This is a genomic window from Bradyrhizobium sp. (assembly GCF_049519115.1).
Classification (GTDB): domain Bacteria; phylum Pseudomonadota; class Alphaproteobacteria; order Rhizobiales; family Xanthobacteraceae; genus Bradyrhizobium.
On record NZ_JBEKRB010000009.1, the window covers coordinates 70,296 to 93,934 of the forward strand.

A 23,639-nucleotide genomic window follows, 5' to 3' on the forward strand; every position below is an offset into this window, starting at 1 on the left:
GTCTGCAGCCGGCAAGCAAGACGTTCGCGAACAGCGCGAACGGAGCGGCACCGTAGCCGCAGGATTGAGACCGGAAAAGGCCCGTTTTTCACATGGACGCATGTGAACGGCGATTGGGAACGGGGTTCGCGCGCGAAGCCGTCCGGCAGAATTTTATCCTCGACGGGAGCGGTCTCGGAGAAGAGGCGATCACGCGCTGTGCAAAAATCTGGAAAGCCGGCTACGGGGTCGCGACCGGCGGTGTCAGCACCAGCGGTGGTTTCGGTCTCGGCGGCCGCGCCACCGCAGGCGCCGGCCGCACGTCGATCGCCGGCGGCAAGGGCGGCGCTTGTTGGCTCACGACCGGCCCGCTGGCGGCGGGATTGTTGGCAGGCGGAGCATTCACGGCCGGCGAAACGGCTGGCGGGCGCGGTACGCTAACTCTCGGCCTCGGGGCAAGCGGACGCGGCGGCGCGTCGGCGGGTGGCTGAGCGGGTGAGCCCTCGGGCAAGCTCATCGGCTGCGCCGGCGGCGGGATCGAAGCCGGGGCCGCCTCGCCGCGCTCGATCGAATCGAGCCGTCTGGTTTCGCGATCGATCGCCCTCACCGCCAGCCACGACGACAGCGCCGCAACATCGACCGTCCGGTCGAGCGCATCGGGCGATCCTGCGGCGAAAATCGCAATCTCCGGCGGGCTCGCCTGTCCGGCGCCGGCGCCCGGCGCGGTCAGTGTGGCGCGAACGTCGGTCTGGTCGGCGGGAATGTCGTAACCGCCGGATACGATGGCGCGGACGCCGTCGGCCTCAAGCGCAGTGGCGGTCACGCGAAGCCGGCCGTCTCTGATCGTGAACGGGATTTGCGCGGAAGCCACCAGCAGCGCACCGCCCGACAACGCCGGCTCAACCAGTTTGCGTAGCCGAAGATCGTCCACCGGCTGGCCAGCGTCGCTGGCGCGGATCGCAACCTCGAACGCGCGCGGATCAAGCCCACTGACGCGGGCTGCTTCCAGCGTCACGGTGCCGTTGCCCGAGATCGCCCCGATCAAAGCGGAGGCGCTGCGGCCCTGGCTTGCGAGCGTCATCTGCAACGAGGTGCGCCCGGCGGGCATCGCGAGCGCGCGGTAGTGCAAGGCCGCGCCATCGACGCCGCTGAGCGTCAGGCGGGTATTGAGCGCCAATCCGCCCGGAGTTGATCTCGCTTCAATGTTGCCACTGAGGTCGCCGCCGCCGATCGCGCCTTTGATGCCGTCGACGACCAGCGATTGACCGTCGCCCTTCACGGTGCCCGAGAGCGGCCGCAATGCGCTGCCGCCCGGCAGCACGCCCCGCAATGCCTGAAACGCGACCTGCCCGCGCCAACCCCTAAGAAAGCCGTTGCCGAACGGCTCAGCCGCGTCGCGCCCGGCCGCGCCCAGCATCAGCGCAAAGGCCGGCGCCAGATCCAGCGTATCGAGGCCCACTTCGCCGTCGATCCGGCGTTCGCCATCGAGCGTCATCGCGATGCGGCCGCGCAGCCGCGAGCCTGCGATCGCACCATCGATGTCGTCGAAGGTCACCTTGCCGCCGGCCAGCGAAACCCGCGACGACAAACCGACATCCTGCGCCAACTTGTCAGACGGCTTGAGATCGAACAACGGAGAGAGATTGAGACCGCGCGCTTTCAAAGACAGGCTGGCCTTGACGGACTTGGCACTGAATTCCTGCACAAAGGAATCGGTGGTGCCCTGCGCGTCGGCCTCAAAACCCGCAGCCGTAAGATTGAGTTTGAGGCGAAGCGGCGTGCCCCACGCGCCGGTCACCGAGCCCTGAAGCTGGGCCGGCCCATCGCGCGCGGCGATCGTGCCATCGAGGCCGAGCAGCGCGAACAGCACCGAGCCCTGCTCCGACGACAGCTTGGTCTCTATGGCGACGTCGCCATGGATGAGCTTGTCGAGATCGGCATCGCGCACGCTTGCCGCGCCCGGTTTGGCGGCGATCGTAACGGAGCCCTTGAACTGCGGCGCGTCGAGGTCGATCGAGACTTGCGCATTGGCGCGATCGGCACGGCCTGCGTCCTTGTCGACAGCGAGCGCGAGCTTCAGTTGCGCCCGCCCTGGAGGGAGCTTCATGGCGTTGAGCCGCGCGGCGAGCTGCGGCGATAACGCCGCGATAGGACTTGCGAGTTGCGACAGCGAGGCCCCGCCTGAATTGAGCGCTAGCTTGCCGGTCGCGTTCGCCCGATCGAACGCGCCGCTCCCCTCCAGCACCACGCCGCTGGCCTCTCCGATCTTCAAAGAGTCCAGCGTCATGGTCTTCGGGTCGTAGCCGAGTTTGGCCGAAAACGGATGCAGGTCCTGTCCGGCCGAAATCGCATGGTTGATCGCAAGCGAAAGCAGCATTCGTTCCGGCCACTCGCCCTGTGGACCGAGCACGGCGCGCGCAAAGGCGGCTGCGGAATCAAGATCGAGCCGTTCGGCCTTCAGCGCCGCCTCGAACGCCGCGCCCTTTGCCGCATCATGCGTCAGCGCGATCCGCCCCTCCACCGCGCCGCCGTCGATCTCGGATTTTACGTTGTCGATGGCGACGCTGTCGGCTGCAATATTGACGTCGCCGCTCAGGCGAAACGGATTCTGGCTGCGATAGGTCGCCTCGCTCCGCCCTTGCAGCCACATCACCAGCGCATCGGGGTCGGAGGATTCGATTGTCAGCGCGCCCTTGAAATGACCGGCTGTGGCATCAAGCGTTTTGCCGCTCAGCGAAACGCGGGTCGAGCCGGGCGCGCGGAGCTCGAGACGATCGACCGCCCAAGAATTCTCATCGGAGCGAAGCTGGCCGGCAAAATTCTGCACGCTGCGTCCCCCGAGCACGATCTGCTCGGCGGCCAGTTCAAGCTCGGTCGGAATCGGTGCTTGCGGAAAAGCGCTCATCAGTGCGCGCAGCACCGGAAGTACCCGCACCGGATCGGCGGTGTTGTCTTTGCCGCTGTTTAGGCCGCTGATTTGTTTGGCGGAGCCTGGCTTGCCGGCGGCCGCGATTTCCCTGGCGGCAAACCGGTCGGCATCGAGTTGCCGCGCCGACAGCGCCGCATGCAACAGCGGCGACGCGCCAAAACGAAGTTCGCCCGTACCGGTCAGCTTGAGGGCGATGTCGTCTGCGCCATAACTCGCCTCGATCTGGTCGAGTTTGGCGACAGTGCGGTCCGCCTTGACCTTGGCGGAAACCCGCCACGGGACATTTGCCGGCGCAGCACCCTTGTCGCCCTTATCTCCTTTGCCCCCCGCGGCCGCGGCCCAGGTGATGGCGCCTTCGAAGCGGGGGCTGCGCCCCTCGAAGTTCAGCAGGCCGTCAAGGTCGGCCGACACCGGCCGCGCGCCGGAATCGACATTCAGATGCAATCGTGTGCCGTTGCCGTCGGGACTCTGGCCGGACGAAACGCGGAACGGATAGCGGCTGCCCGACACCGTTACGCTGCCGTCGCCCCGCATCGAGCCGGCCAGCGCGCGCACGTCACCGGAAAAAACGATGTCCTCGAGTTCAAGCGTGCGATGGCTCATCGCATCGTGCAACGCAGCCCGGCCGGTGAGATGCAGCCGGTCGATGGCGAGGCTTCCCAGATTGAACTTCCCGTTGGAAGCCGGCCAGTCGATCGCGCCCTTCGGGTCCAATCCGAGATCGAGCGCCATGCCGCCAATCGTGAGTTCGGTGGCGCGCCATTCGCCCCGCATCAGCGAGCCGAGACTGAATTCGACGTCGAGCTTGTCGGCCCGCACCTTGCCGAGATCGTTGGCGCCGCCGACCACCACCGAACGCAGCCGCAACGTGGGTGACGGCAACAGACGGGCTTCCAGCTCGCCCGCGACCCGCACCGGCGCACCGATCACCTTGGCGGCTTCGGCCTCGAATTGCGGACGGAACTGGTTCCAGTCGACGAAATACGGCCCGACCAGCGCGGCGACGAGCGCGATGATAAAAGCTATCGCCAGTCCGAGCAGCGTCGTCTGCACGGTGTCTCCTCTTGAGGGCACAGATCACGCGCGTTGCGAGCGCCTCTTCGCGCCGTAAGCTTCGCGCACGATATGAAGCAAGCGGCATGCCGCCGGTCATATATCGGGCTATATATAGAGTGAACCGTGGCGAAGTCACAGCGGCGGATTACCGCGACGGTTCACCAATTAGCCGCGACCGCCTTGGCCCCCGAGAGGGACGAAGGGGAACGGGCTGAGGAGACTGACTTGGGCCCTTTCCCGTTGGCATGATGGACGTTTCGGAATGTCGAGGGGGACAGGCCGAACTTTCTTTCGAATGCGAGACTGAGCCGGGTCGCCGAGCCCATTCCGATGCGATCGGCAATGACCTTCAACGGCAGGTCGGTCCCGAGCAGGGTTCGGGCTTTTTCCAGCCGGGCGTTGAGAATGAATTTGGCTGGCGTCTGCCCGACGGAAGCGACGAATTTCCGATAGAAGGTCCGTTCCGTCAGACCACAACGGTTTGCCATCGTTGCGATGTCGATCGGCTGGCCGACCCGGCTTTCAAGCCAATTGATCAGATCTGCAAACGGCGCCCCTGACGCGATCTGGGCATTCAGCACCTCGCTGAACTGCGACTGGTATCCCGGCCGCCGTGCGTACAGAACCATCGACTTTGCCACCCTGTCGGCGACCGGCCGGCCGTGGTCCCGCTCCACTATCGCCAGCGCCATGTCGATTCCGGTGGAGATCCCGGCAGAAGTCCAGATATTGCCGCTCACGATAAAGAGCGCGTCCCGATCCACCGATATATCCGGGAATTGCGCCGCCAGATTTTCGCAATCCGCCCAATGCGTGGTGACCCGGCGCCCGTCCAACTCGCCCAACTCCGCAAGAACATAGGTGCCGGTGCAAACCGACCCGAAGCGCTGGCTCTCTTGGGCGCATCGCTTGAGCCATCGGCGCGTGGCGGCCGGCGCGATGCTATCGCGCATCGCCGCAAGTTCGCCACCGGACACAAGCACCGTATCGACGGTCTTGGGAGATACGGACTTGATTGCCAGCGCCGCAATCGACACGCCGCAAGAGGTGGCGACCAAACCGCCGCGGGGCGAGACCACCTTGACGTCGTAGAGCAGGCGGCCGGTGACGTGGTTCGCGATGCCGAAAACCGACGATGGCCCGGCCACGTCGAGAAGCTGGCAGCCGTCGAAGGCAAACACGACCATTTTTCGAGGCTTCGTCATTTGGCAGAAAACAGCATATCTTTTTCATTTCTGCCAGTGCGAAATTTGGCTATCCGGTTTGTACTGTCTCTCGGCCCAAGGGGGCCAGGAGGGTGTGGAGCGTGTGGACGTGAAGATAACGATCTGTGAATTTCCCGACGAAGCCGCGCGAAAAAAGCCCGCCTGGGATGCGCTTGTCGCCCACGTTGATGCGGAAGAACCGGATCTGGTGGTGTTGCCGGAAATGCCGTTCTGCGAGTGGATATTTGGCGAAGACACCTTCGATCGAGACCTGTGGGAGAAGGCGATCGCCGCGCATGACGAGATGATCGGCGCGCTCGGTAGCCTCGCCTGCAAGATGGTGATGACATCGAGACCGACCGAACGAAACGGGCTACGGCTCAATGAAGCCTTCATCTGGACGAAAGAGTTCGGCTACCGGCCGACGCGAAGCAAATGGTATCTGCCCGACCTCCCGGCCGCGCGGGAAAGCCTTTGGTTCGACCGGGGCAACTGGCAGTTCGGCGTCACCCGGCACGATCAGCTTCGGGTCGGCTTCCAGCTTTGCAGCGAAATCATGTTTCCGGAACACGCGCGCGACATCGGACTTGCCGACGCTCACCTGATCGTCCACCCGCGGGCCAGCGGCGCGGCCCAGCGCTGGCGCGCGGCGTGCGAGATGTCGGCGATCGTATCGGGTTGCTACATCGCTTCGGCAAATCGGCGCGGTTACGACCGCAGCCTGTTCACCGGCAATGGCTGGCTGTTTTCGCCGGACGCGGCGTTGCTTGGCGAGACGTCGGCGGACAAGCCCTTCGTCACCGCGGAGATCGATTTGGCGGCCGCCGAGCACGCCAAGACGACCTACCCGCGCGACATGCAACGCGTTTATTGCCGCTCGACGCCAGCCCAGACACCGCAATCGACGTCGTTCAGCTCGTTGCAGGGGGGCAAGAGAACGTCCTTCTTCTAGGCAAAGTCACCGCGGCGGTTCACCAGCCGGCCGGTAGCCGCTTGAGGCCGCGCAGGACGAAAGTTGTCCGCCATTCCGGATTTTCCGCGTCATCGAGCCGCAAATCCGGCAAGCGCCGCAACAGGGTCGAGATCGCGATTTCGGCCTCGATGCGCGCCAGCTGGGCGCCGAGGCAGAAGTGAATGCCGCCGCCGAACGACAATGGGCGCACGTTAGGCCGCGCGATGTCGAGCCGGTCAGGCCTGTCGGGATAGACCGCCGGGTCGCGGTTTGCCGAACCGAGCAGGCAAAGCACGCTTTCGCCCTTGGGGATCTTCTTAGTCCCGAGGTCGTCGATATCTTCCAGCGTCACCCGGCCGGTCATCTGCACCGAGGAATCGTATCGCAGAAACTCCTCGATCGCGCCGGTGATCAATTCCGGGCGCGCCTTCAAAAGCGCGAGCTGGTCCGGGTTTCGATGCAGCGCCAGAATCCCGTTGCCGATCAGGTTGACGGTGGTTTCGTGGCCCGCCCCGAACAGCAGGATGATGTTGGCGGTCAATTCCTCATTGGTGAGTTTGGAGCCGTCTTCCTCGGCCTGCACCAGTTGCGTCGTCAGGTCGTCGCCGGGTTGTTTGCGCCGCAGCTCGAACAGTTGCTGGAAATACATCTGCGACATCATGTAGGCCGCATTGCTTTTCGCGATGTCTTCCGGCGTCAGCGGCACCGGATCGAGAATGCGGCCGCCGCTCTCGCGCGAGCCAGCGTAAAACAGCTCGCGATGCTCTTCGGGAATGCCGAGCATATCGCAGATGATGGTGACCGGCAGGCGGAAGGCGTAGTCCTCGATCAGGTCCATCGACCCGCGCGGGATGATGCGATCGAGCGTCTGATCCACCACCGCCTGAATGCGCGGCCGCATGTCTTCCACCCGCCGCGCCGTGAAGGCCTTGACCACCAGTCCGCGCAGGCGGGTGTGGTCCGGCGGGTCCTGTTGCAGCATCCAGTGGCTCATCGAGCGGAAGATCGGCTCTTCCATGATCTTGGCGCCGTAGCGCCGCGTCGACCGGTCGAAGAAATCCTTGCCGAAGCGCTTGTCTCGCAACACGCCGCTCACGTCCGAGTGCCGGCTGATGAGATACATGCCGTGCGGCGTGATGTGTACGGGATCGAGGCGGCGCAGCCGGTCGTAGTGCGGATAAGGATCGCGAATGAATTCCGGCGACAGCGGATCGAACAGCGGCGCGGTCACGGCAGCCTGAGCATGCTCATTCATGGTCGTCCGCTCCGGTTTTGCGTAATATAAAACGCCAGCCGCCGCAGATGAAGGTCTGAAGGCTAAAGTCTAACAAAACACTAGTACCGCCGATCAAAAGTCCCGCACCGTCGTCTAGCGCGGTATCCGGTGCCGCCTATTCGAAGTGCAGCCGACCGGCGACAGCACGGACCTTGCGCGGCGAAGCGAACCAGATCGCGAGCGCCGAAAGGCCGCTGACGGCGATCCCGATCGCAAACGCCAGCGTGTAGTTTCCGGTGACGTCATGCAGCACGCCGGTCACAAACGGGCCGGCCGCGCCGCCGGCCAGCGCCGCGACCGTGACGGTTCCGAAAATACTGCCGTAATGCTTGCCCTGAAAGATTTCGACCACGATCGGGCCCAGCACCGACGTCAGCCCGTAACCGAGCGCGCCTTGCGTGAACACCATGAGATAAATCAGCGCCAGCGAATGAATCTCCGACAGCGCCGTCAGCGCGGCAAAGCAGATCGCAAAACCCGCACAGCCGATGGTCCAGATCCATTCGCGTCCGACCCGGTCGGACAGATGACCCAGAAAAATCTGGCCGGGAATGCCGAGAAGACTGACCGCGCCGAGCGACCACACCGCAACCTTTGGGCTGAAACCGATATCGAGCAGATATTTGGTTTGATGCACCTGCACCGCGTACCAGACGTAAAGTCCGCCGAAATAGCCGATCGCAAGCCACCAGAATCGCGCGGTGCACACAGCGCGCGCCAGCGTCCAGTCGATACTGGCCCACTCATGATCGACGACATTCGACACCGGCTTGGACGCTGAGGCCGACGGCGCGGCATCGCCGTCGGGGCGAAGCCCGAGGTCTTCCGGCCGTTTGCGCACGAGAAGGTTGATCGGTGCGAGCGCAATCAGAACCAGAAGCCCCATCGCGGTGCAGGCGGTTCGCCAGCCGGTCTGCTCGATCATCAGCTGCACCCAGGGGAGCAGCGTCATCGAGCCGATGCCGACGCCGGCGAAAGCAAGACCAATGGCAAGCCCGCGGCGGCGGTTGAACCAGTTGGGCAGATAGAGCGATTGACCGGAATAGCCCAGACAGATGCTGCCGGCTCCGACCAGAACGCCGATGGTCAGATAAAGATGCCAGGGTTGCGTCGTCAGCGGCGCCAGCAACAATCCACCCGCCATCAGCGCGACCCCGAGCTCCATCACGCTGCGCGGGCCGAGACGGTCCATCAGGCGGCCGATCAGCGGGCTTGATGCCGCCGACACCACGAAGCCGAAGGAGAACGCGCCGGCGGTCACGCCGCGATCCCATCCGAATTCGCCGAGGATCGGCGGAAATAACAGCGAAAAGGCGGTGCGGGCGTTGACGCCGATCGCCATGGTGACGAAGGTCACCGCGATGATGACCCAGCCGTAGAAAAACGGAAGCCGCATCAGGAAGTCCTTGATCGCGCCACACCCGTCTTGGCGTTCATGCGAAGAAACCTATATCGTCGAGACCGTCAAGCAACGCAACGAACAGTCCAAAAAGGGGAGATGAAAGATGGCGCTCGGTGTCAAGCAGATGATGGAAGCCGCGAACGCGGCGGTGCCGAAGATCACGCCGGCCGAGGCGCGTGAGAAGATCGCCAAAGGCAACGCGCTGCTGCTCGACATCCGCGACGGCACCGAAGTGCAGGCGAGCGGCAAGGCGGCCGGCGCGGTTCACGTCTCGCGCGGCCTCCTGGAGTTTCGCGCCGATCCCGACGCGCCCACCCACGACAAGAATTTTGCCAAGGACAAGACCATCCTGATTTATTGCGCATCCGGCGGCCGCGCCGCACTCGCCGGCAAGCTGCTCAAGGACATGGGCTACAACGAGGTCTACAATATCGGCGGCTTCAAGGATTGGGCCGAAAGCGGCGGCGCGGTCGAGAAGTAAACAAGCAACAGTGCCTACCCTTCCCCACCTCTCCCAGCCTGCGGGGGGAGGTCGAAGGCGAAGCCTTCGGGTGAGGGGCATTTCCACTACACGGACAGTCCCCCTCTCCCCGCAAGCGGGGCGAGGGGGTTTGACCTCCGTCGCGGTTGCAGTCGAAGCGTTCTCTACGATCCGAGCAGCGGATGATCCCGCAGCACCTCTTCGCGAATCGACGGGGCCTGGATCGCGCGGAACAGAATTCGCGCCGTCCGCGCATCATCTGCGGTCAGGCACAGATCGATGATCTGGCGCACCGCGGTGTCGCGCAGCAGATCGTCCGATATCTTCATGGCGGTCTCCATCGCCGCCCGCGCCGCGCGCTCGTAGCGCTGAAACTCATGTTGATCGCTTTTGCCGCCGTGGGTGCCGACCTTCTCGGCGCTACCTGAGGCTGCGCGGCAAATATCGCGAATCCGGTGCGCGGCCTCGATGTCTCCGAGCGGCCCGGCCACGGGCTCTTCCCAGATATCCTTCGGCTTCGGCTTGTCGAACCAGCGCATCGCCATCGCTTATGTTCTCAAAACTCAACTGCGCCCGCGGATGGTCGGCTCGGTTGGAATGACTCTGCGCACCGTGATCGGCGAGCCATCTGATTCGAAGCGCAGATCGTATTTCTTGCCGCTCCGGTCGGTCGCGGAGCAGACCACGCTGGAGACATGGCCGGTGGCAAAATTGCCGAGCTGCACGCACCGGCCCGCCGACCTCACCACCGTCGGCACCGGAAGGCCATCGGCTTTCGGCTGGTTTTTCGAATTCAACAGCACTCGGTCGACCGTCAGGTCATACAGGTTTTCATTGGTCCGCCGGCTATTTTCACCTGAAAACGAGATGATGTGGCTCTGGTCGGCTGGATCGTCGAGCGCGATGGTGAAATAGGCCCGGCCCTGAACGCTGTGGGCATAGGCAACCGTGCGGCAGGCAAAATCGCGCCCGGCTACCTTGAGCGTGCTGCATGTTCCCGTCATCAGCGCGAACAGATCCGTGTCCGGCGTCTGCGGCTTCAGTTCGTCCGTATCACCCGCCCCGAGTGCCGGCTGGTTTTGCGCGGAATTCACTGCCGGCTCCGGCGGAGGATCGCCGTCCGCCGCGGCCGCCATTTGTGGCGCCAGCGCGAGGATCAGAGCGGCTGTCATATTCCGGCAGAGGCGCATCATCAGGTCCAAATCTTTAGGTCGAAAAACAATATCTATCGAATACACCGCCGCGCGATCATCGTAACTGCAGATTACGTCATCCGCTCGACGCCGGAATGATTTTGCCGGGATTGAAGATGTTCTGGGGGTCGAGCGCCAGCTTGATCGCGCGCATGGCGTCGATGGCCTCACCGCCGAGTTCGCCTCTCAGGTACTTCTGCTTGCCCTGCCCGATGCCATGCTCGCCGGTGCAGGTGCCGCCCATCGACAGCGCGCGCTCGACCAGGCGGTGCATGAAGTCCTCCCCGCGCGCCATTTCGTCGGCATCGTCGACATCGCAGAGCAGCGAACAGTGGAAATTGCCGTCGCCGACATGGCCAACGATCGGCGATTGCAGGTGCAGGCGTTTCAGGTCGTCCTCGGTTTCGGTGACGCAGTCGGCGAGCCGTGAAATCGGCACGCACACATCGGTTGCCACCACGCCGGCGCCGGGACGAAGCGCCTTGACCGCCCAGTAAGCATCGTGCCGCGCCTGCCATAACTTGGTGCGGTCCTCGGGCCGCGTGGTCCAGGTGAAATCGCCGCCGCCGCATTCCGTGGCGATCTCGGCAAAATTCTTCGATTGCTCGGCGACGTCGGCCTCGCTGCCGTGGAATTCGAGCAGCAGCAGCGGCGTCTGCGGCAACGTCAGCTTCGAATAGGAATTGCACGCCGCGACCTGTTCGGCGTTCAAGAGTTCAATGCGTGCAACAGGGATGCCGGTCTGGATCGCCATGATCGTCGCCTGACAGGCGCCGCGCACGCTGTCGAACGAACAGGCGGCCGCCGCGATGGTGTCGGGAATGCCGCGCAGCTTGATCGTCAGTTCGGTGATGATGCCGAGCGTGCCTTCCGCGCCGATGAACAGATGGGTGAGGTCGTAGCCGGCGCTCGATTTCTTGGCCCGTGTGCCGGTCTTGATGATCTCGCCGTCGCCGCGCACGACTTTGAGCGCCAGCACGTTCTCGCGCATGGTGCCGTAACGCACCGCGTTGGTGCCGGAGGCCCGCGTCGAGGCCATGCCGCCGAGCGAGGCGTCGGCGCCGGGATCGATCGGAAAAAATACGCCCTGATCGCGCAGATGCTCGTTCAGCGCCTTGCGGGTGACGCCGGGTTCGATCACGCAATCCAGATCTTCGGCGTGAACTTCCAGCACCTTGTTCATGTCGCGGAAGTCGATGCAAACACCGCCGGCAGGCGCGTTGACCTGACCCTCCAGCGACGTGCCGGTGCCAAACGCAATCACGGGCACGCCGTGGCTGGCGCAAATCCGCACCACATCCTGTACGTCGGCGGTCTCTTGCGCGAATACCACCGCATCCGGCGGCTGCGACGTCAGCCAGGTCGTGGTATGGGCGTGTTGGTCGCGCACCGCCTGCGAGGTGACGAGGCGATTGCCGAACCGCGCGGCGAGCTTTTCCACCGCAGCAGTAACCGCCTTCGGCTCCGCGCGCTTCGGAATATTGGTGATGGTCGTGCCCACTTGTGGATTCCTCCTAGTGGTCCGATTCTAACATTCGCTTCCCGTTGTAGCGAACATCTTTGCGAATGTTAGAATCTAAGGACCACTAGCAAATATGAGTTTCTAGTGGAGCTTTGGTTTTGGCATTCGCTTTCCAAGTCTGCGGCTAGACGGGTTAGCGAATGTCAAAACCGCTCCACTAGGGGAATACCGTGGCAAAGGATATTTGGAGGGTCAAGGGACGTTGACCCACGAAGAGAGATGGACACCATGACGACACAATCCGGTACCGGCGGTACCGATCGGCCGGCGCCGTTCCTGTCTTCGATCATGCAGATCGAGCCACAATGGATCGACTATAACGGCCATCTCAACATGGCCTATTATAATGTGATGTTCGACCGGGCCATCGACGAGCTGTGGCTCGTGCTCGGCATCGGCCCTTCTTACAAGAAAAGCCGCAACGGCTCGACCTTCACCGCCGAATGCCATGTGCGCTACCTGCGCGAGATTCATCTCGGCCAACCGTTGCAGGTGTCCGTCTATCTGATCGCCGCCGACGACAAGCGCCTGCATACCTTTGAGGAGTTGCGTCACGCCGACGAAGGCTGGCTGTCGGCTACTTCCGAAAACATGACGCTGCATATCGATATGGGAGAGCGAAAGACCGCGCCCTTCCCGCCCGACATCCGCGCCACAATTGATGCCGTGGCCAAGGCTCACGCAATGGTCCCGCGACCGGAGGGCATCGGCCGCGCAATCGCGATGCCGTCGAGGAAATAACGAACTTCTATTTCAGATTGATCTGCGCGCAAACGCTTCCGCGTTTGTCGCGAGGGAAAACCGGTACCCACTTTGCGCTGACGCGGCCCTGCGGGTCCGGTTCATGCTCTAAACCCGCGTTCTGCCGCGCGCCAGGCCAACCACAGCCGAGATGATGAACAGCACGACCGCGATAAAGAAGATCGCCTTGGCGATTTCGATGGAGACGCCCGCGATACCGCCGAAGCCGAGAATACCGGCGATCAGGGCAATGATCAGGAAGGTGACGACCCAGCTCAACATGACAAGCTCCGCTTCATCCGTTTTTCCGAGCGTCGCGAACAAACGCTGACGCTTTCGGTGAAATAATCGCCCCCTGGAACAAAGGTTCCGGCCGCTTCAAAGCGTCTTGGAAGCGAAAAATCTCGCCCGGAAAGGAACAAATCGCGACGGTATCAAGGGCTGCGTGAGGGCTGGATAACTCCTGTCAAAGGTGCTTCCGAGTGGAGTGGATTTAACATTCGCTCTCCCTAAGCCGCGAGTCCGTAAAGCGAATGTCAAATCCCAAACTCCACTCGAATCCTGTATTTGCTAGTGGTCCAATGATTCCAACATTCGCAAAAGTGGTCGCCGAAAAGGTGTGCGAATGTTGGAATCGGACCACTAGGGACCCTATATGGGCTTGGTTCCTGCTATGAAGGCTCCCCTTTGCCGGCCTGCGGTGTAATCGTGGGTGGGAAAACGAATCACGAGATGACCGAGCCGCGCCACCTGCCCCATACGAGCGTCCCCGACCACCAGCCTTTGGCCGGCGGAATTGCCGCGCGTGCGCGCGCGTCGGCCGCACCCGCTTATCTCAGCCGCCTTAATCCCGAGCAGCGCGAAGCGGTGGAGACGCTGGATGGTCCGGTCCTGGTGCTGGCCGGCGCCGGCACCGGCAAGACCCGCGTCCTGACCTGCCGCATCGCTCATATTCTGAGCCAGGGTCGGGCACGGCCGGGCGAAATCCTCTCGGTGACCTTCACCAACAAGGCCGCCCGCGAAATGAAACTGCGGCTCGGCCAGATGCTCGGCCAAGCCGTTGAAGGGATGCCGTGGCTCGGCACCTTTCACTCCATCGGCGGGCGCATTCTGCGCACCCATGCCGAGATGGTGCAGTTGAAATCCAATTTCACCGTGCTCGATACCGACGACCAGATACGGCTGCTCAAGCAGCTCCTGCAGGCCGAAGACATCGACGACAAGCGCTGGCCGGCGCGGATGCTGGCCGGCCTGATCGATGGCTGGAAAAATCGCGGGCTTGGGCCGTCGCAGGTGCCGGCGGGCGAAGCCTCGGTGTTCGCCAACGGCAAGGGCGGCAAGCTTTATGCGAGCTATCAGGAGCGGCTGAAGATTCTCAACGCCGCCGATTTCGGCGATCTGCTGCTCGAAAACATCCGCCTGTTCCGCGAACATCCGGACGTGCTGCGGCAATACCAGGGACGCTTCAAGTTCATTCTGGTCGACGAATACCAAGACACCAACGTCGCGCAATATCTCTGGCTGCGGCTGTTGGCGCAGGCGCCGAGTTCTTCCTCCACCTCGCCCCGCTTGCGGGGAGAGGTCGGATCGCAAAGCAATCCGGGTGAGGGGGAATCTCCGCGGACCGAGTTGCTGGAGACTCCCCCTCACCCCGACGCTCTCAGCGCGAGCTCCGATCGTCGCGACCCCGTAAACGGGGAGAGGGAGAAAGCGTCCCTCAAAAACATCTGCTGCGTCGGCGACGACGATCAGTCCATCTATGGCTGGCGCGGCGCCGAGGTCGACAACATCCTGCGTTTCGAGCACGACTTTCCCGGCGCGAAAGTCATCCGCCTCGAACGCAACTACCGCTCCACCGGCCACATCCTTGCCGCCGCCTCGCATCTGATCGCGCATAACGAAGGCCGCCTCGGCAAGACCTTGCGCACCGAGGATGTCGACGGCGAAAAAGTCACCGTGACCGGCGCCTGGGATTCCGAGGAGGAAGCCCGCGCCATCGGTGAGGAGATCGAGGAACTCCAGCGCCAGAAAGAGAACCTCAACGAGATTGCCATTCTGGTCCGGGCTTCGTTCCAGATGCGCGAGTTCGAAGAACGCTTTGTCACACTCGGCCTGCCCTATCGCGTGATCAACGGTCCGAGGTTCTATGAGCGCGCCGAGATCCGCGACGCGCTGGCTTATTTGCGCGTGGTCAATTCGACCGCCGACGATCTGGCGTTCGAGCGCATCGTCAACGTGCCCAAGCGCGGGCTTGGCGACGCCACCGTGCAGATGCTGCACGATCACGCCCGCAAGCGGCGTCTGCCGTTGTTCGAAGCGGCGCGGGCGATGGTCGAGACCGACGAATTGAAGCCAAAAGCGCGCGGCAGCTTGCGCGATCTCCTGATCAGTTTCGATCGCTGGCGCGCGCAGTCCGAAGTGGTTTCGCATACGGAACTCGCCGAAACCATCCTCGACGAGAGCGGATACACCGAGATGTGGCAGAAGGACCGCTCGGCGGATGCTGCCGGACGGCTGGACAACCTGAAGGAACTGGTGCGCGGGATGGAAGAGTTCGAGAACCTGCAAGGTTTCCTCGAACACATCTCGCTGGTGATGGATCGCGAAGGTGGCGGGGAAGACGAAGCCGTGTCGCTGATGACGCTTCATTCCGCCAAGGGGCTCGAATTCGACAACGTGTTTTTGCCGGGCTGGGAAGAAGGTCTGTTTCCGAGCCAGCGCACGCTCGACGAACAGGGCCGCGCGGGATTGGAAGAAGAGCGCCGTCTCGCGCACGTCGGGCTGACGCGAGCCCGCAAGCGCGCCAAGCTCTATTTCGCCACCAACCGCCGTATCCACGGCACCTGGACGACCACGATCCCCTCGCGCTTTCTCGACGAACTGCCGGCGCACAACGTCGAGATCACGGAATCCAAAGGCGGCTCGGGCTGGGGCGGCGCCGGCGGCTACGGCCCCTCGCGCTTCGACAATGTGGAATCCTTTGGTTCAAGTTATACGACGCCCGGCTGGCAACGCGCGCAGGCCAACCGCGCGCGCGGATCAAGCAGCCGTCAAGGTGGTTTTGGCTTCGAGGAACGGCAGTCGTCGTTTAACTCGCGCGAGGGAAGCGGCTTCGCAAAACCCAAGCGCGCACCGCTGGTGATCGAAGGCGAATTGATCGCCAAATCGACCGGCACCGCCTCGGACTTCAATCTGGATGACCGCGTCTTTCACCTGAAATTCGGCTATGGCCATGTGGTAAAGATCGACGGCAACAAACTCACCATCGCCTTCGAGAAGGCCGGCGAAAAGAAAGTCGTCGACAGTTTTGTCGAGCGCGCCTGAGTTCGGCAGCTGCGCCGCACCGGCCCCCGATGCGCGCGGAAAGACCTATACCCATCCACCACGAATACCCCTATCCAGCGGCAGTGCAGGCGTATCCCACTCCTTTCGGGGTTAAGCCTTTGGTACCATGGGGGCTGACTCCCTAAGGCCGGCCATTGTACCTTGCAGAACTCCGGCTATAGGCTCGATGACGGGCGTGTGAGTGAGGTTTTTGCGTATGGGTGGCGAAGAAGTCGGCGACTTCTTAGGCAGCGGCGGCGAGCTCGGCGCGCTGACGCGGGCGTTCGACTGGTCAAAAACCTCGCTCGGCCCTCCTGATGCCTGGCCGCAAAGTCTCCGGGTGACGGTGCGGCTCGTTCTCACCTCGCGCCACCCGATGTTCATCTGGTGGGGGCCTGAGCTGATCCAGTTCTACAACGATGCCTATCGCGAGACGATGGGGCCCGAACGACATCCGAGCGCTCTGGGAGCCCGTGGCCGTGAATGCTGGGCCGAGATCTGGGACATCATTGGCCCCCAGATCGACTACGTCATGGCAGGCAAGGGAGCGACCTGGAACGAAGACCAGCTGGTGCCGGTCACGCGTTACGGACGTCGCGAGGATGTCTGGTGGACCTACAGCTTTGGTCCGATCGATGTCGATGGCAAAGTCGGCGGCGTGCTCGTCGTCTGCAAGGACGTCACATCAGAGCATATGGGAAGGGAAGCGCTGCACCTGATCAATGAGGAGCTCAAGCACCGCGTCAAAAATACCCTCACCGTCCTTGGCGCCGTGGCGACCCAGACGTTCCGCGACGCTTCGCACAAGGCCGATCTCGACAAGTATCAAGGACGTCTGGCGGCGTTCGGACGCGCGCACGACTTGCTGACCGCGGCCAACTGGGCGGCCGCGCCGCTTCCAGACGTCGTCAGCACGGCGCTGACCCCGTACCGGACCGGCGAAGGCCGGTTCACGGTCTCAGGCCCTCCTTTGATCGTCAAATCCCGGCAGGCACTGGCCCTGTCGCTCGCGATCCACGAACTCGCGACCAACGCGATGAAGTATGGCTCCCTCACGGTGCCGAGCGGCCACGTATCGATTGCGTGGACGTCTGAAAATCAGGAATTCGTTTTCACCTGGCAGGAGTCTGGCGGCCCGCCCGCGTCCGAGCCCACGAATGTCGGCTTCGGTTCACGCCTCATTTCGCGCGTGCTGCAAGACGATTTCGGCGGCACCGTTGACGTCTCTTATGGATCAACTGGACTGATTTGCCGGCTGACGGCGCCGCTGGAAAATCTGGCGACTTCGCCGGCATAGGGGCGACGGCTTTCACCGCTGTGATGGCCGCGTATGGACAAAGAACGTCAGAGCGCCCGCCGCCAGCGCCGCCGCCACGAACATCATCACCGCCGGCAAGCCATATCTCGCTGCCACCACGCCGGTTGCCGACTGCAACAATGCGGTTCCGAGAAACAGAGCGAGATTGGTGGCCGCGAAGGCTCTGCCGGCCATCTCGGCGCCCATCAGTTGCGTCGTCATGCCGAACAGCAGCGATTGCGTCGACACCGCAAAGCCCATCGTGACCAGCATGACCAGATCGAACTGCGGCGGCATCACCTCGACGTGGAACAAGCGCGGAAGAACGGAATCGGGCGCGCCCAGCGCCATCAGCGCCACGCAGATCGCCGCCAGCAGATGTCCGCCCGCCAGGATCATCCGGCGATGACCGAACCGTCGATCGATAATTCCCGAACACAGCGGCGCGATGATCAGCGACAGCGTGAAAATGCCGAGTTGATTGCCGGCCTGGATTCGCGTCAGGCCTTTGACATCCATCAGCCATGGGCCGCCCCACACGCCCCTGAGCACCAGCGAGGAAGCGAGCGACACCAGCGCCAGTGCGATGATGCCGCGCATCGGACGCGAGAAGCCGATGCGCAGCACTTCGGCCATCTGCGACAACGGCGAGGATTGTTCCTTGTGTTCGGCCGGCTGCTTCGGCACCAGCGCGAATACGGCCACGGCAATCACGGCGCCGATCGCCGCCGAGATCAGAAAGCCTGCGCGCCAACCGTAATGTTCGATCACGTAAGCCAGCGGGCTCGACGACAGCAGCATGCCGGTATTGCCGATCGAAAGAACGGCGCCGGACCAGAGGCCAAACCGTTCCGGCGATACCTGCTTGGCGGCAAGCGTCATCGGACACATGAACATGCCGGACGTCGAAACGCCGATCAGGAATTGCGCGAACACAAAGCTCGCGGTGCCGGTCGCAAACCCGCTCGCCACTGAGCCTACAATCGTTCCAAAAAACAAAGTGAGCGAGACCGGACGCACGCCGAAGCGGTCGATCGCGGCACCGACCGGTATCTGCAGCGCCGCGAACGAGAAATGATAGACCGCGATCAGGCTCGCCAGTGTTTGCGGTGCGGTAGAAAAGTCCCTGGCCATCAGGTCGAGGCTGATGCCGGGCAGCGTCCTCAGGCAGGTCGACAGCGTGTGGCCGCAGGCCAGCGCCAGCAGGGCAAAGAACAGCGTGCGGGTCTGGGATGGGCTCGTTGGGCTGGCTGGGGCCACGTATCGTTACTTTTTTCGTTACTTCTTCTTAGTGATTTGGGGCCGAGTTGCCTTCTAGATTGAAACCCTGGGGCGATGCAAACGCCCGATTTGGGGGTCCCGCTCGCAGATATGCATCTTAACGAAATCCAGCCGATTTTAACGAATTTCGACCGACAATACTTCCCAGCCTTTTTTACCGAAAACTTGGGTCTGGTCTGTATCTTCGCGGCGAGATGAGGTTTTGCCGAAGGATTTGGCACCCAAAATGAGCTTGCAGTTCAAGACGGCCAGGAAGACGGAATCGAAGTCGTTTCTCGACGATCTCGAGGACGCAGTCTCGCGCGGAACGCCCGAGAGCCGGGCGCGCGCCCTGTGGCACACCACCGATCTGATGATCGCCGGCGGCTTTTCCGACGACGAAATCTGGACCTTTGGCGAGGTCGTCTCCCGTCTCGCCGACGAAATCGAGGTCGCGGCTCGCGCGCAACTATCGGAAAAACTCGCGCGCTTCGACCAGGCGCCCGTCAACATCATTCACAAGCTCGCTTTCGATGACGCGATCGAGGTCGCTGGTCCCGTGTTGAGGGAATCAAAGCAGCTCGAGACCTATGCGCTGGTGGCCAACGCCTGCACCAAGAGCCAGGAGCACATGCTCTCGATCTCCAAGCGCACCACGCTTGAAGAGCGGGTGACTGACGAACTCGTCAAGCGCGGCGACCAGGACGTGGTGAATTCCGTCGCCAGCAACAGCGGCGCCAAATTCTCCGACTTCGGCTTCCTCAACATGGTCCAGCGCGCGGAAGGCGATTCGATCCTCGCCGAGCAGCTCGGCCTGCGCAAAGATATTCCGCGGCATGTGTTCCAGCAGCTGATCGCGAAAGCGACCTCCGACGTGAAGAAGCGCCTGGAGCGCGAGCGTCCGGACATCGCGCGGCAGATCCAGTCGTCGGTGTCGGATTTGGCCGGCGAATTGCAGTCGAAGTTCGGCCCGGTGTCGCGCAGCCATTTCGTCGCCAAGCGCGTGGTGACGACGCAGCACCGGCAGGGCAACCTGAACGAAGCCAGCATATCGACCTACGCGCGTTCGCACCGGCTCGAAGAGGTTACGATCGGCATCTCCCTGTTGTGCTCGCTGCCGAGCGACGTGATCGAGCGCGCGCTGTTCGACCGCAATCGCGAGATGATCCTGATCCTGTGCAAGGCGCTGAATTTCTCCTGGGACACCACGATGGCGTTGTTGTTCCTCGGCGCCAAGGATCACCGGATCACCGCCAGCGACCTGAGAAGCCTCGAAAGCGACTACGGCCGTCTCAACATCGAGACGACGCGCAGCGTGCTCGCGTTCTACCAGTCGCGCAAGAACGGCACCGCCCCGCTCGACGCGAGCATGGCGGCCGCGCTCTACGCATGATCAGGGGAGATAGCCGGGCATGAACGCGATTCCATTCGGCAAGGGCGTGCCTGCTTTCGGCAAGGCCGCGGGCCAGGGTTTTGGCCGCAAGGGCGGCGCGGCGGGCGAGGATTCCGAGGCCTCGAAGCAGGACGGCGGCGCGCTCGACACCGCGCGCACGGTGCTGGAGGCCGCGAACGACTTCCGGGACGAGACCACGGCCGCGGTGTGCCGGCGGGTGATCGAGGCCAGCATGAAAGGCGCGCAACCGGCGCTGTCTGACCTGCGCATCATCAATAATTATTTTCAGTAGGGCCTACGGCGGCGCGAAGCTTGCTACGGCAGTCGTCCCCGCGCACGCGGGGACCCATACCGCGGAATCTATCCGTACCGTGATTCGATAAATCCTCCTTAAAAAAACAGAAGCCTGTGGTTATGGGTCCCTGCTTTCGCAGGGACGACATCTCCAAGGTTCGAATACGTGCTGCTATCGCGCTGCCGAAACGCCCTCACTTCTCCCCCAGCACATCCCCGAACAACACCCAGGACTTGCCGTCGAACCGCGCCATCTGGATCTGGCGGATCGGCGTGACGTTGTTCGGATCGACATAGACCTTGATGCCGGGCAACAGCAGCGGCATCTCGACCCCGTCGAGCCGCTTGGTTTGCCTGATGATGTTGTCGCGCGAAAGATCGTCGCCGCAGTTCTTCAACACCAGCGCCATGATCTGCGCCACCGTATAGCCCTGCACGTTGAAGAGATCGCCGGTTGACGCGTTCGGCTGATACTTCTTCATCCAGGCGAACCAGTCCTTCAGCGCGGGATCGTCCGCCCAGCGCGCATCGTTGGGGTCCTTGAGATAAAGCCCGGTCACCACGCCGATCGAATTCTCTAACCCCGCTGGCTCCAGCACCGCGGCGAACGAGTTCGACACCGTAGGCAGGATGATCAGCGGCTTCCAGCCCATGCTGGCGGCTTTCTTGATCGCTTGGGCGGCGAATTTCGGCGTGGCTTCCGCAAAGAACACATCCGCGCCGGATTCGCGCATCGTGACCATTTGCGAATCGATGGTGGGATCGGCGGTGAGGTAGGTCGTCTCCGAGACCAGCTGATCGAGATGCTCGCCGAGGCCCGCCTTGAAGCCGCGCACATAATCCTTGCCCGCGTCTTCATTGGGCGCGATCACCGCGATCTTCGCGTTCGGCTTGGTCTTCAGAATGTACTCCGCGTAGAGACGTCCCTCGAGTTCGTAGGTCGGATTGAAACCGACCGTCCAGGGGAAATGCTCGGGATCGTTCCAGCGCGTCGCGCCGGAGGACACGAAAATCTGCGGCACCTGTTTGGCATTGAGATATTTCTGCACCGAGATGTTCGGCGCGGTGCCGACGGAAGAAAACATCGCCAAGACTTCATCCTGTTCGACCAGCTTGCGGGTCTGCTCGACCGTCTTCGCCGGCGAGTAGCCATCGTCCAGCGTCAGGAACTCGATCCGGCGGCCGCTGATGCCGCCTTGGTCGTTGAGCATCTGGAAGTAGGCGGATTCCGCGCGCGCGATCGTGCCATAAGCGGACGCCGGCCCGCTATAGGGCGCGGTGTTGCCGAGCTTGATCGTGACCTCGGCCGCGTGGGCGCCGTGCGGCGACGCCGCACACACACTCGCCAACAGCGCCACCGCCCATCGGGAAGCGGCGCAAAAAATCTTTGATGCTGACATCATGCTGACAAAGCCCTGACATTTCCTTGGGTCCCCGGTTAATTTGCCGGTTGTTTTGATTTATCTTTGGTCGCAGGATATTTCGATTAGCGGCTTATAAACAACCGCCAAAGGCGCCTCGCGGGATTGCACAAAAGTTCTCACTTCCTATCTGTGTGTTCCCGCCTCGCTTTTTCATTTCAGCGTCAAAAGACCTCCCTCACGAGATCGCCCTCGCCGCCATGGCTTCCATTATTTCCGTTTCTCATCTTTCCAAGACCTATGGCTCCGGCTTCCAGGCGCTGAAGGACATCAATCTGGAGATCGAGCAAGGCGAAATCTTTGCGCTGCTCGGACCGAACGGCGCCGGCAAGACCACGCTCATCAGCATCATCTGCGGCATCAACAATCTGAGCGCCGGCCGCGTCACGGTCGGCGGCCATGACATCATCAGCGACTCCCGCGCGGCACGCACGATGATTGGCCTCGTGCCGCAGGAATTGCACACCGATGCGTTTGAGTCGGTATGGGGCACGGTGAGCTTCAGCCGCGGCCTGTTCGGCAAGCCGAAAAATCCCGCTCACATCGAGAAGGTCCTCAAGGACCTGTCGCTGTGGGACAAGAAGGATTCCAAGATCGTCACGCTGTCGGGCGGCATGAAGCGCCGCGTGATGATCGCCAAGGCGCTGTCGCATGAGCCGCAGGTTCTGTTTCTCGACGAGCCGACCGCGGGCGTCGACGTCGAACTGCGCAAGGGCATGTGGGAGGTGGTGCGGACCTTGAAGGCCGCAGGCGTCACCATCATTCTCACCACGCATTATATCGGCGAGGCCGAGGAAATGGCGGACCGGGTCGGCGTCATCAACAAGGGCGAGATCATCCTGGTCGAGGACAAGGCGAATTTGATGCAGAAGCTCGGCAGGAAACAGCTCAAGCTGCATCTGCAATCAAGCATCAACGTCATACCGCCGGCGCTGAGCGACTATAATCTCGAACTGTCGAACGGCGGCAACGACCTGACCTTTAACTACGACACCAAAGGCGACCGCACCGGTATCACCAGCCTGCTCGGCGACCTCCGCGCCGCCGGCATTCGTTTCACGGACCTGGAGACCAACCAGAGTTCGCTCGAAGACATCTTTGTCAATCTGGTGCGCGCATCATGAACTTCCAAGCTGTCCGCGCAATCTACAAATTCGAAATGGCACGCACCGGGCGCACGATCGTGCAGAGCATCGTGTCGCCGGTGGTTTCGACCTCGCTTTATTTCGTGGTGTTTGGCGCCGCGATCGGCTCGCGCATCAAGGAAGTCGAAGGCGTCAGCTACGGCACCTTCATCGTGCCGGGCCTGGTGATGCTGAGCGTGCTGACGCAGAGCATCGCCAACGCCTCCTTTGGCATCTACTTCCCGAAATTCGTCGGCACCATCTACGAAATATTGTCGGCGCCGATTTCCTATTTCGAGATCGTGCTCGGCTATGTCGGGGCGGCCGCGACCAAATCGATTATTCTCGGCCTGATCATTCTGGCGACCGCCGGCCTGTTCGTACCTTTACAAATCCACCATCCCATATGGATGCTGACCTTCCTGGTGCTCACGGCCGTGACGTTCAGCCTGTTCGGCTTCATCATCGGCATCTGGGCCGACGGTTTCGAGAAGCTTCAGATGATCCCGATGCTGGTGGTAACGCCGCTGACTTTTCTCGGTGGCAGCTTCTACTCGGTGAATATGCTGCCGTCGGGCTGGCGCACCATCACGCTGCTTAATCCGGTGGTTTATCTGATCAGCGGCTTCCGCTGGAGCTTTTACGAGATCGCCGACGTCAGCGTTGCCTTGAGCGTCGGCATGACGCTGGCGTTCCTCGTCATCTGCATGATCGTGGTGTGGTGGATCTTCAAAACCGGATATCGGCTAAAGAATTGACCCCGAAGGGGTCGCTCCGGAGCGCGAGCATA

The 23,639-nt window shown here is 62.5% G+C and carries 19 protein-coding genes; 9 read left to right on the forward strand and 10 right to left on the reverse strand.

Annotated elements, in window-relative coordinates; genetic code table 11:
• Positions 1 to 220: 220 nt before the first annotated feature.
• Both ABSE61_RS10225 and ABSE61_RS10230 read right to left on the reverse strand, forming a co-directional pair.
• Entirely contained in the window at positions 221 to 3,961 is a 3,741-nt protein-coding gene (locus tag ABSE61_RS10225; protein WP_423870976.1) for an AsmA family protein, read from the reverse strand.
• A 161-nt stretch (positions 3,962 to 4,122) separates the two neighbouring features.
• Positions 4,123 to 5,151, reverse strand: coding sequence for a GlxA family transcriptional regulator (locus tag ABSE61_RS10230; RefSeq protein ID WP_423870977.1), 1,029 nt, complete (start codon positions 5,149 to 5,151; stop codon positions 4,123 to 4,125).
• A gap of 127 nt (positions 5,152 to 5,278) precedes the next feature.
• Between ABSE61_RS10230 and ABSE61_RS10235 the strand changes: the two genes are divergently transcribed.
• A complete protein-coding gene (locus tag ABSE61_RS10235) occupies positions 5,279 to 6,121 on the forward strand; it encodes a carbon-nitrogen hydrolase family protein (RefSeq protein ID WP_423870978.1) in 843 nt (280 codons plus the stop codon).
• A gap of 19 nt (positions 6,122 to 6,140) precedes the next feature.
• Here the strand turns inward: ABSE61_RS10235 and ABSE61_RS10240 are convergent, their stop codons facing one another.
• Positions 6,141 to 7,376, reverse strand: coding sequence for a cytochrome P450 (locus ABSE61_RS10240; RefSeq protein WP_423870979.1), 1,236 nt, complete (start codon positions 7,374 to 7,376; stop codon positions 6,141 to 6,143).
• Between the two features lie 136 nt (positions 7,377 to 7,512).
• Positions 7,513 to 8,793, reverse strand: coding sequence for an MFS transporter (locus tag ABSE61_RS10245; protein ID WP_423870980.1), 1,281 nt, complete (start codon positions 8,791 to 8,793; stop codon positions 7,513 to 7,515).
• Positions 8,794 to 8,902: 109 nt separating this feature from the next.
• Between ABSE61_RS10245 and ABSE61_RS10250 the strand changes: the two genes are divergently transcribed.
• Positions 8,903 to 9,280, forward strand: coding sequence for a rhodanese-like domain-containing protein (locus ABSE61_RS10250; protein WP_423870981.1), 378 nt, complete (start codon positions 8,903 to 8,905; stop codon positions 9,278 to 9,280).
• 164 nt (positions 9,281 to 9,444) lie between these two features.
• Here the strand turns inward: ABSE61_RS10250 and ABSE61_RS10255 are convergent, their stop codons facing one another.
• From ABSE61_RS10255 to ABSE61_RS10265, 3 genes are all read right to left on the reverse strand, one after another.
• The gene (locus tag ABSE61_RS10255; RefSeq protein WP_423870982.1) at positions 9,445 to 9,825 is read right to left on the reverse strand and encodes a hypothetical protein; all 381 of its coding nucleotides are present in this window, start codon (positions 9,823 to 9,825) and stop codon (positions 9,445 to 9,447) included.
• An 18-nt stretch (positions 9,826 to 9,843) separates the two neighbouring features.
• Positions 9,844 to 10,473 (reverse strand): hypothetical protein, encoded by a 630-nt coding sequence (locus tag ABSE61_RS10260; RefSeq protein ID WP_423870983.1) that lies wholly within the window; start codon positions 10,471 to 10,473, stop codon positions 9,844 to 9,846.
• A gap of 76 nt (positions 10,474 to 10,549) precedes the next feature.
• Positions 10,550 to 11,974, reverse strand: a complete 1,425-nt coding sequence (locus ABSE61_RS10265) for an FAD-binding oxidoreductase (protein WP_423870984.1) — start codon at positions 11,972 to 11,974, stop codon at positions 10,550 to 10,552.
• Between the two features lie 249 nt (positions 11,975 to 12,223).
• On the opposite strand from ABSE61_RS10265, the gene ABSE61_RS10270 reads away from it, so the two are divergent.
• Entirely contained in the window at positions 12,224 to 12,736 is a 513-nt protein-coding gene (locus ABSE61_RS10270; RefSeq protein WP_423870985.1) for a thioesterase family protein, read from the forward strand.
• 108 nt (positions 12,737 to 12,844) lie between these two features.
• Here the strand turns inward: ABSE61_RS10270 and ABSE61_RS10275 are convergent, their stop codons facing one another.
• Positions 12,845 to 13,018, reverse strand: a complete 174-nt coding sequence (locus ABSE61_RS10275; RefSeq protein WP_423870986.1) for a DUF1328 domain-containing protein — start codon at positions 13,016 to 13,018, stop codon at positions 12,845 to 12,847.
• Between the two features lie 450 nt (positions 13,019 to 13,468).
• On the opposite strand from ABSE61_RS10275, the gene ABSE61_RS10280 reads away from it, so the two are divergent.
• Positions 13,469 to 16,060 carry an ATP-dependent helicase gene (locus ABSE61_RS10280; RefSeq protein WP_423870987.1) on the forward strand — a complete coding sequence of 864 codons (2,592 nt, stop codon included), beginning with the start codon at positions 13,469 to 13,471 and terminating at the stop codon, positions 16,058 to 16,060.
• 217 nt (positions 16,061 to 16,277) lie between these two features.
• The gene (locus tag ABSE61_RS10285) at positions 16,278 to 17,357 is read left to right on the forward strand and encodes a sensor histidine kinase (RefSeq protein WP_423870988.1); all 1,080 of its coding nucleotides are present in this window, start codon (positions 16,278 to 16,280) and stop codon (positions 17,355 to 17,357) included.
• A gap of 12 nt (positions 17,358 to 17,369) precedes the next feature.
• Here the strand turns inward: ABSE61_RS10285 and ABSE61_RS10290 are convergent, their stop codons facing one another.
• Positions 17,370 to 18,617: an MFS transporter gene (locus tag ABSE61_RS10290; protein ID WP_423870989.1), complete on the reverse strand. Its 1,248-nt coding sequence runs from the start codon at positions 18,615 to 18,617 to the stop codon at positions 17,370 to 17,372.
• 247 nt (positions 18,618 to 18,864) lie between these two features.
• Between ABSE61_RS10290 and ABSE61_RS10295 the strand changes: the two genes are divergently transcribed.
• Positions 18,865 to 20,010, forward strand: a complete 1,146-nt coding sequence (locus ABSE61_RS10295; protein WP_423870990.1) for a DUF2336 domain-containing protein — start codon at positions 18,865 to 18,867, stop codon at positions 20,008 to 20,010.
• Between the two features lie 19 nt (positions 20,011 to 20,029).
• Positions 20,030 to 20,302, forward strand: a complete 273-nt coding sequence (locus ABSE61_RS10300) for a hypothetical protein (protein ID WP_423870991.1) — start codon at positions 20,030 to 20,032, stop codon at positions 20,300 to 20,302.
• A gap of 196 nt (positions 20,303 to 20,498) precedes the next feature.
• Here ABSE61_RS10300 and ABSE61_RS10305 read toward each other — a convergent pair whose 3' ends face one another.
• Positions 20,499 to 21,707, reverse strand: a complete 1,209-nt coding sequence (locus ABSE61_RS10305) for an ABC transporter substrate-binding protein (RefSeq protein WP_423870992.1) — start codon at positions 21,705 to 21,707, stop codon at positions 20,499 to 20,501.
• Positions 21,708 to 21,925: 218 nt separating this feature from the next.
• On the opposite strand from ABSE61_RS10305, the gene ABSE61_RS10310 reads away from it, so the two are divergent.
• Both ABSE61_RS10310 and ABSE61_RS10315 read left to right on the forward strand, forming a co-directional pair.
• Complete coding sequence (locus tag ABSE61_RS10310) at positions 21,926 to 22,849, forward strand: ABC transporter ATP-binding protein (protein WP_423870993.1); 924 nt, start codon at positions 21,926 to 21,928, stop codon at positions 22,847 to 22,849.
• The gene (locus ABSE61_RS10315) at positions 22,846 to 23,607 is read left to right on the forward strand and encodes an ABC transporter permease (RefSeq protein ID WP_423870994.1); all 762 of its coding nucleotides are present in this window, start codon (positions 22,846 to 22,848) and stop codon (positions 23,605 to 23,607) included. Before ABSE61_RS10310 ends, ABSE61_RS10315 begins: the two co-directional genes overlap by 4 nt.
• Positions 23,608 to 23,639 lie beyond the last annotated feature (32 nt).